The following is an 8,305-nucleotide window of genomic DNA, read 5'->3' as shown; positions in this document are numbered from 1 at the left end:
TCATGCCGCAGGGCATCGTGATCATTGAGATCTTCATAGCCCAGTGCCAGGCCCATGATCCGCTGACGGACAAGGTCTTCAACCCGGTATTCCACAAAGCCGGGATGCCGCTTATCGCGAAAACAGGCAGCAAAGCGGCGGCTGAGCCCCAGAATGTCATCAGCCTGCTTCACCAGAATGACGCCCCCATCCGAACTCATGCGACCCCCGTCAAAACGGGCCACAACACGCCGTCCACAGGAGGCTGGAAACTCATACGCGCCTGCGCTACACTCTGTCTGCATCGGGTTTTCTTATAGCTTACGAAAATTTCTTTTGTGCAAAACAGACTTTTTCATAATCTAACCCGATGTACAACCCTTCTGTGAGATTTCCGCGTTGAACATTCAGGGATCAGTCCCCGTCAACAACATGCCCGTCAATCGTCAGGTGGTCATCCGACGCCGAAACCTTCACCGTCTCGCCATCATGAATGTCAGCAATGTCAACAGACAGGCGAACGGGACACTTGATGGGCCTGCATGCGCCATGAAATAACATCTGCCATCATATCCGCAGCAGCCTTTCGCGTCTGCATGCCAACGTCCCTTACTTAATCTATCGCAAGGATCGTTCCGAACGTCATTCCCTTGTTACGATACAACAGCTGTCTGGATTGAAACGTGCCACGCGTTATTTTTCCTTATATCGGACATCCGCATCAGGTGTTCCATTCGTTGCCTATCGCACTTGAAATGGCGGCCCGCCATCCAGAGACAGAAGTGCGTCTGGCCAGCCTGACAGAAAAACGCGAAGCCCACCTTCAATCCCTGGCCAGCTTCTATCCCGAAGCGGGCGTGCATTATGATCTGCTGAAACTTCCCCCGTTCCTTCGCAGGAAGATCGACCGCCACGGACCCCAGCCATTCGACAAGCTGCTGACCCTCTTTTTAAACAAAGAATATTTCCGAACGTTTCAGGCGATCGTTGTTCCCGAACGCACCAGCCTGTATCTCCGTCGCATGGGGGTTCGTGCCCCCAGACTGATCTGGACCCGCCATGGCGCGGGGGATCGTGCGGTGGGTTTTGCCAAGGATGTCCGGCACTTCGACTATATCCTTCTTGCCGGCAGCAAGGTCGAACAGCGCCTGATGGAACACGGAAGCCTGCGACCCGGCCATTACCGAAGTGGAATTTATGCAAAATTCGACCTGGTCCGGCGCATGAATATTCAACGTGAACCCCTGTTCCGGAACAACCGCCCGACCATCCTTTATAATCCGCATTTCAGCCGCCACTTGTCATCATTCCCGAAATTCGGCATTCAGATACTCGATTATTTTGCACGACAGCAGAAATACAATCTGGTTTTCGCGCCGCATTTCAGGATGTTCGACGGTCATCGCGCCCGGGCCGAGCGGCTGTTTCATCCCTACCGGGACTGTGGACACATGCTATTCGATCCAGGTAGCGAGAAAAGCATCGACATGACTTACACCATGGGGGCCGACCTCTATATGGGTGACGTCAGCAGCCAGATCGCCGAGTTTCTGATCACGCCGCGTCCATGCCTGTTTGTGGATGCGCACGCGACCCAGTGGCAGAATAATCCCAACTATGCGAGCTGGACCCTGGGAAACGTGATCCATTCCGTCGCCGACCTGGGCCATGAAATCGACAGGGCGTTTACGATGCAGACCCAATTCCTCGATCGGCAGAAATTATATATAAGCGATACGTTCGGCAGCGCCTTGCCGGGACCGACAGCTGCGACTGGTGCGAATTCAATCGTTGACTTTCTGAGGTCAAATGATTGATGACCAATTTTTCTTCATTCCAAGTCCTGCCAGTGGAAGTCACATTACCGGAAATGACACGTCTCCCGACCCCTACAGATTCTGGCCAGCCGCGACGCTACGGCGATTTCGATACCTTCCCGCAGGCGCTTGATTACGCCGCACAGGGCGAAAGTGGTTTCAATATCTATTCGGGTCGCGGTGAACTTCTCGAAGCCCTGCCTTACCGCGTCCTGCGCGAACAGGCGCGGGAAGTCGCGAAACGCCTGCTGTCGCTGGGGCTGCGGCCGGGGGACCGGGTCGCGATCGTGGCGGAAAGCGACGGGGATTTCGCCCGGATTTTCTTCGGCTGCCAGTATGCCGGCCTGATCCCTGCCCCGCTGCCGCTTCCGGTGGCATTCGGGGGGCGTGAGGGCTATATCGCGACCCTGCGTGGCATGGTGACGGGCGCTGATGCCTCGGCCGTGGTCATCGCCTCCATCATTGCGTCGTGGAAGGATGACCTGACCGAAGGGCTGGACCTGAAATTCGCGGGGGTACCCGAAGACCTGCTGGCAACGCCAATCACGGTGACCGACCTGCCCGAGGTTGGCGCGGACGATATTTCCTATCTGCAGTTTTCATCCGGCAGCACGCGTTTCCCCATGGGCATCGCGGTGACGCAGCGTTCGGGCATGGCCAACGCACACGCCATCGCGCTCAATGGACTGAAAGTACGTGAAACGGGTGATCGCTGCGTTTCGTGGCTTCCGCTTTATCATGACATGGGACTGGTGGGTTTCTTCCTGACCCCCATGACCTGCCAGCTGAGCGTGGATCTGCTGCCCACCCGTGAATTCGCGCGCCGCCCCCATGTCTGGCTGGACCTCATCAGCCGCAACAGGGGGACGATTTCCTATAGCCCGTCCTTCGGTTACGAACTGTGCGCCCGCCGCGCGACGTCCATTTCCCTCGACCTGTCATGCTGGCGCGTGGCCGGAATCGGTGGGGACATGATCCGCTACCATATCCTGGAGGATTTCGCCGAACGCTTCGCGGCATCGGGGTTCGACAGCCATGCCTTTACCGCCAGCTATGGCATGGCGGAAACCACGCTTGCCATCAGTTTCGTGCCGCTTGGTTCCGGGATTCAGACCGATACGATCGACCTGCGCGTTCTCGAGACACAGGCCATCGCCTCGCCTTCCAATGATCCGTCCCAGGTGCTGCGCACTTTCGTGATCTGTGGGGAGGTGCTGCCGGAGCACGAACTGGAAATCCGCGATAGCAATGGCAAGGTGCTTGAAGACCGGAAGCTGGGGACGATTTTCGTACGCGGCCCCAGCCTGATGCAGGGCTATTTCCGCCAGCCGCAGGAAACTGCCAAGGTGCTGGATGCGGATGGATGGCTCAATACGGGCGATCTGGGGTATATGCTGGACGGGCAGGTTGTCATTACCGGTCGCGCCAAGGACCTGATCATCATCAATGGCCGCAATATCTGGCCACAGGATCTGGAATGGTCGGCTGAAACGGAAATCTCCTCCCTCCGCAGCCGTGACGTGGCCGTTTTCTCGGTCGATGAAAATGAGGGGGAAAAGATCGTGGCCCTGGTGCAGTGCCGCGCCACCACCCCCGAAGCGCGGGAAACCCTGCGCAACGAGACCGTAAGCCTGTTCCGTCGCCAGCATGGCGTCGACGTTTCGGTCATCCTCGTGCCGCCGCACACCCTGCCCCAGACTTCGTCGGGCAAGCTGACGCGGGCACGGGCCAAGGCAATGCTGCTGTCTGGCGCGTTCAAGCCGATCGACACCACCATTTCCGTCGCCTGAGCCTGCCCGCACCTGCAGGTCAGGCCTGCGGAGAGCCCCTTCCTGCGGGAAGTGGCTCAACGCGGCACTGGTCAAAATGACGTTTTTCAATCATAAGGGGTTCCGTCATGGGGGACGCCATGTGGCGCGACCCCTGTTCCGGGGAAATCCGGACTCTGGCAACGATATGCTGATCCCCTACCGCAATATCCGGCAGGGTCATGCCATAAGGATGTAATAATGAGTGAAACGGTAGCGGACGTCTCGGCCATCATTGTGCAGACACTGCTGGCGAACCCCAAGGTTCCTCGCGATATCAATGGCAGCAGCAAGATCGTCGAGGATCTGGCTTTCGATTCACTGGCCGTCATGAACTTCGTGATGGAAATCGAGGACAAGCTTGACGTTTCCGTTCCGCTGGACCGGCTGGCGGATATCCGCACGATCGACGATCTGGCGGCCTGTATCGTGTCACTCAAGCAGGCGTCCTGATCCGCATGTCCATCTTCTCGAAATATGAAGGTCTGTCGCACTCGCTGTCCAGCATCACGGCCGACGGGGGACGCAATCCGTTCGATGTCGTGATCGAACGCCCGATCTCCTCCACGGTGGGCCTGATCGAAGGGCGTGAGACGCTGCTGTTCGGCACCAACAACTATCTCGGCCTGAGCCAGTCGCCCGCGGCAATCGAAGCGGCGGTCGAGGCGGCACGCAAATATGGTGTGGGAACGACCGGATCACGCATCGCCAACGGCACGCAGGGCCTGCACCGTCAGCTGGAAAGCCGTCTGGCCGCCTTTTTCCGTCGCCGCCACTGCATGGTGTTTTCGACGGGATACCAGGCGAACCTGGGCACGATTTCCGCGCTGGCGGGCAAGGATGACTATCTGCTGCTCGATGCCGATAGCCATGCCAGCATCTATGACGGCAGCCGTCTGGGCCATGCGCAGGTGATCCGTTTCCGTCATAACGATGCCGATGACCTGCACAAGCGCCTGCGCCGCCTTGACGGCAGGCCGGGCGCCAGGCTGATCGTGGTGGAAGGCATCTATTCCATGATGGGCGACGTGGTCCCGATGGCGGAGTTCGCGCAGGTGAAGCGCGAAACCGGCGCATGGCTGCTGGCCGATGAAGCCCATTCCGTGGGCGTGATGGGCGAGCATGGCCGCGGCGTGGCCGAGGCGGACGGCGTGGAGGAAGACATCGACTTCGTTGTCGGCACGTTCTCCAAAAGCCTTGGCACGGTCGGGGGATACTGTGTTTCCAACCATGACGGCCTGAACCTCATCCGCCTGTGTTCGCGTCCCTACATGTTCACCGCCTCCCTCCCGCCGGAAGTGATTGCAGCCACCATGGCGGCGCTGGATGAGCTGGAAAACCGGCCGGAACTGCGCCATCAGCTGATGGACAATGCCCGTCGGCTGCATGCGGGACTGAATGCCGCGGGCCTGCGCACCGGTCCGCAGGCGAGTCCTGTCGTTTCCGTCATCCTTGATGATGTCGGACAGGCGGTCGCTTTCTGGAACCGGCTGCTGGATCTGGGGGTGTACGTCAACCTCAGCCTGCCGCCCGCGACACCGGACCAGCATCCGTTGCTGCGTACCTCCGTCATGGCAACGCATACGCCGGCCCAGATCGATCAGGCCGTCAGTGTCTTCGCCGCCGTGGCCGGGGAAATGGGGATCAATCGGGCTGCTGTTTCCGCCTGAAAAAGCCTGCCTGCCGCAGCGACCATAACAGGCGCGGCAGGCAGATCAGGGGATGGCGTTCGGCAAAGGGCGACAGCGGCAGCTCTATGCCGGAATGCCGCTTTATCTTCCACGCGATGTAGCGCGCGCCACCCGTAAAGGTGAACGCGGCCTTTGTCAGGCGTGCGATATTCAGCGGACGCCCCGCCTTCTGCCGCAACCACCAGCCCGCATGCATCCGCTCCCGCCACGCCGCGTTCGTCCGGGGCACGAGCATGTCGCCATGCTGATCGAAAGGAAGACCGTCCGCGCGCCACGCGGCCGTCAGCAGCGCTGCATAGCGGGCTTCCTTTCCTTCGACGAGGGCGCGCGGACGCTTGCGGCTGCTTTCGACCCGCAGTTCCGCGCCATAGGTATTCGAAAAAAGCGCGTTCCAGAATTCGTCTGCCCGCCCTTCGCGCGGCCCCAGCGCCATGGCCCATCGCGCCGCCATGCCAACTGCCCGGATCAGGCAGCCAAGAATTGCATCGGCCGCATCGGGACCACTGACCCAGACAAGCCTCACGGGCTGGCAGAACCTGGCCCAGATCGTCGTATCCAGCGTCGTGCGGCCTGTCATGTGCCGGAACTGCTCCAGTGTCAGGATCGCGACCTTGGCCCGCAGGATGCGCCCGTTGACCGGCAATTCATGGTATTCCACGTTTGGCGGCAGCAGCCGGTTGGCCGTCCGCGCCCACCCACCGGCGGGCCAGTCGGACAGGTGCCGCACGATGACATAGAAATCCAGCACCCCATCCATGTCCGGCTGGCGCAGGGCCGACCCGTAAAACAGCACGCCCATGGGCTGCGCCGCGCCGATCATACCGGTCACGAAGGCCGTGATTTCGACAGGAACCGGCTGGACCAGTTCGGATGCCAGCAGATGGGCGACCTGGCCGCCGGCGCTGTCGTGTCGTGCGTTCATCTTGTCCATCAGGCCTGAATGAAATCGATGGGGGGTGTCACCGAAAGGTAGGTCACGCCGTCAGGGCCGGAATCGAGGACTTCGCCATCAAGGACGAAATCCTCCTTCATCTCCAGCCGGATCCGCATGGCGCATCCGCTGTCATAGGCGCTTTCGTTCCTCAGCCACTGGGGCACGCGCCCGCGCAACAGCGACGTGACGGCGGCGGTCAGCCGGGGCGGCATGCCCGCGACATCCAGATAACGGATGCCATCATCGTCCGAGTCGGCGCCGTGCCAGAAGGGCCATACGCCATAAGGCAGGCTTTGCAGCGTGGTCGCCAGGAACAGGAAGCAGTTCTCCTGCCGCGCGGGGGCATCCCCCACCGTGATCAACAGGCGGTCGCCCTGCGTCCATTCACGCCTGAAGCGTCGTGACAGCAGGTGCGCAACGGACGATCCCAGCGTCACCACCACCGCCATTTCATGGGAGTACCGGTCCAGGATCGCGGGCTGGTGCGCCAGTTCGATGGCGCGCCGGAACGCGGCCGTGCCGTGGAACATCCCCACGACGGACGGGCGCTGCGGGTCGCTCCAGCTGACGACAAGGCCACGGCGACGACGGATGTTGCGCCGCATGTCCCCCCCCAGCGCAAGCTGGTTCAGGCGGACCAGCGCCTCCACCCCCCGCAGCCCGAAACCGACGTCGCCGGCGATCAGGTTGGTATTGCCCGACGGCAGGAGCGCCAGCGCGGGCAGCCGGTCGGGACGGTAATATCTGTGAATGGCACTGAGCACATCGCTCAGCGTGCCGTCCCCCCCATCAACGACGATGCACCCGACATCGCGGCGCGCCAGTTCCTCCACCTGGTGGAGCAGTTCTGCCTGTGACGCGGGCGAGAGGAAATTTTCCCCCAGCGACTGCCGGGCCATCATGCTGTAATGTTCGTTCCCGCTCCGATTCCGCCGACTGCGCGGATTATGGATGATGACGAAGCGTGCTGTCACGGATGATCCCAATCGTTTAGAAATTTGACGTACGGGCCATAAGCAACCATCTGCCTTTTATTGCAAGGCACGAAAACCCGCCTTCCCCCGACATTGTCCCTGTCGGGGCGGCCCGACCCGGCCAGCGCAATGCCTGATATGCAAAGCCCGTTTGGCGCATCCATGATGCTTCCAGAGGAAAGTGCCTTTGATCGACATTACACTTGCACACGCCTCCGACCCGCATCTGACGATGGACAGTCTTCATATCCGTCCGCGTGACCTCCTCAACAAACGCGCGCTGAGCTACCTCTCATGGCAGAGGCGGCGGCGGTGTCATCAGGCACGGACGCTGCAGCGGGTCATGGACGACATCATCGCCCATGATGTCGACATGCTGGCGCTGACGGGGGACCTGACCAACCTTGGCCTGCCGGATGAATGCGCGCAGGCGGCCCGGTGGCTGTCGCGCCTGCCGATGCCTGTCACTGTCATTCCGGGCAATCATGACGCGCTTGTCCGCAGCGACTGGCACGAGACGATCGGCCAGTGGAGCGCGTGGATGGGCCCCCTGCCCTTTCCCTATGTCCGCCGGATCGGGCCGGTCGCCCTGATCGGCGTCAATTCGGCCCATCCCACGCCCTGCTTCTGCGCGGCGGGAAGCATCGGCCCCCGACAGTGCGCGCGCCTTGCCACGATCCTGGAGGAAACGGGACGCCAGGGACTCTATCGCGCCGTCATGATCCACCATCCGCCGCTTGCGCGCCTGACGACGCCGCGCAAGGCCCTGCGCGACGCGGACGCGTTCGCCGCATGCATCGCACGCAATGGGGCCGAGCTGGTGCTGCATGGACATACCCATGTCTCCACCCAGACGACCATGCCCGGCCCTGCGGGGCCAGTGCCGGTCGTGGGGGTGGCGTCGGCCTCCGCCACGGTGGCTGATCCCGCGCGCGCGGCGTCATGGAACCGGGTGCACATCTCGACCCAACCGGGCGGCTATCGCACCGAAATCACGCGCCGCATCATCGTGCCGGGGGAAGCGCCCCTTGGCACGCCGCCAATTATTTTCACGACGGCTGCTGCATCGCCGCGTCTTTCGGGTATAAGCAGCCCCTGATGA

General features: G+C 61.3%; 8 protein-coding genes. 5 read left to right on the top strand and 3 right to left on the bottom strand.

What is annotated here, in order from left to right; all coding sequences use genetic code 11:
• Nucleotides 1–284: transposase (locus CFR71_RS04295; protein WP_207781322.1), on the bottom strand; the 284-nt coding region annotated here is incomplete at its 3' end.
• Nucleotides 285–662: 378 nt separating this feature from the next.
• On the opposite strand from CFR71_RS04295, the gene CFR71_RS04290 reads away from it, so the two are divergent.
• The 4 genes from CFR71_RS04290 to spt all read left to right on the top strand — a co-directional run bounded on the left by CFR71_RS04290 (nucleotide 663) and on the right by spt (nucleotide 5,274).
• Nucleotides 663–1,796 carry a sensor domain-containing protein gene (locus tag CFR71_RS04290; RefSeq protein ID WP_110527427.1) on the top strand — a complete coding sequence of 378 codons (1,134 nt, stop codon included), beginning with the start codon at nucleotides 663–665 and terminating at the stop codon, nucleotides 1,794–1,796.
• Nucleotides 1,797–1,849: 53 nt separating this feature from the next.
• Nucleotides 1,850–3,586 (top strand): fatty acyl-AMP ligase, encoded by a 1,737-nt coding sequence (locus CFR71_RS04285; RefSeq protein WP_207781321.1) that lies wholly within the window; start codon nucleotides 1,850–1,852, stop codon nucleotides 3,584–3,586.
• Nucleotides 3,587–3,805: 219 nt separating this feature from the next.
• Nucleotides 3,806–4,057 carry an acyl carrier protein gene (locus CFR71_RS04280; protein ID WP_110527421.1) on the top strand — a complete coding sequence of 84 codons (252 nt, stop codon included), beginning with the start codon at nucleotides 3,806–3,808 and terminating at the stop codon, nucleotides 4,055–4,057.
• 5 nt (nucleotides 4,058–4,062) lie between these two features.
• Complete coding sequence (gene spt / locus CFR71_RS04275) at nucleotides 4,063–5,274, top strand: serine palmitoyltransferase (RefSeq protein ID WP_110527418.1); 1,212 nt, start codon at nucleotides 4,063–4,065, stop codon at nucleotides 5,272–5,274.
• Here spt and CFR71_RS04270 read toward each other — a convergent pair.
• Together CFR71_RS04270 and CFR71_RS04265 are read right to left on the bottom strand one after the other, a co-directional pair.
• Complete coding sequence (locus CFR71_RS04270) at nucleotides 5,249–6,217, bottom strand: hypothetical protein (RefSeq protein ID WP_110527647.1); 969 nt, start codon at nucleotides 6,215–6,217, stop codon at nucleotides 5,249–5,251. The two genes, spt and CFR71_RS04270, sit on opposite strands and share 26 nt — an antisense overlap.
• Nucleotides 6,218–6,225: 8 nt before the next feature.
• On the bottom strand, nucleotides 6,226–7,203 hold the full coding sequence (locus tag CFR71_RS04265; RefSeq protein WP_110527644.1) for a diacylglycerol/lipid kinase family protein: 978 nt from the start codon (nucleotides 7,201–7,203) through the stop codon (nucleotides 6,226–6,228).
• 181 nt (nucleotides 7,204–7,384) lie between these two features.
• On the opposite strand from CFR71_RS04265, the gene CFR71_RS04260 reads away from it, so the two are divergent.
• Complete coding sequence (locus CFR71_RS04260; protein WP_408891638.1) at nucleotides 7,385–8,302, top strand: metallophosphoesterase family protein; 918 nt, start codon at nucleotides 7,385–7,387, stop codon at nucleotides 8,300–8,302.
• Nucleotides 8,303–8,305 lie beyond the last annotated feature (3 nt).

Origin of the sequence: Novacetimonas pomaceti (assembly GCF_003207955.1) — a bacterium.
GTDB classification, from domain to species: domain Bacteria; phylum Pseudomonadota; class Alphaproteobacteria; order Acetobacterales; family Acetobacteraceae; genus Novacetimonas; species Novacetimonas pomaceti.
This window is presented reverse-complemented; position numbering and strand designations above follow the sequence as displayed.

Bases quoted from the DNA above. Each gene is read 5' to 3' on its own strand.
- spt (WP_110527418.1), top strand. From the start codon at position 4,063: ATGTCCATCTTCTCGAAATATGAAGGTCTGTCGCACTCGCTGTCCAGC.
- CFR71_RS04270 (WP_110527647.1), bottom strand. From the start codon at position 6,217: ATGAACGCACGACACGACAGCGCCGGCGGCCAGGTCGCCCATCTGCTG.
- CFR71_RS04285 (WP_207781321.1), top strand. From the start codon at position 1,850: ATGACACGTCTCCCGACCCCTACAGATTCTGGCCAGCCGCGACGCTAC.
- CFR71_RS04280 (WP_110527421.1), top strand. From the start codon at position 3,806: ATGAGTGAAACGGTAGCGGACGTCTCGGCCATCATTGTGCAGACACTG.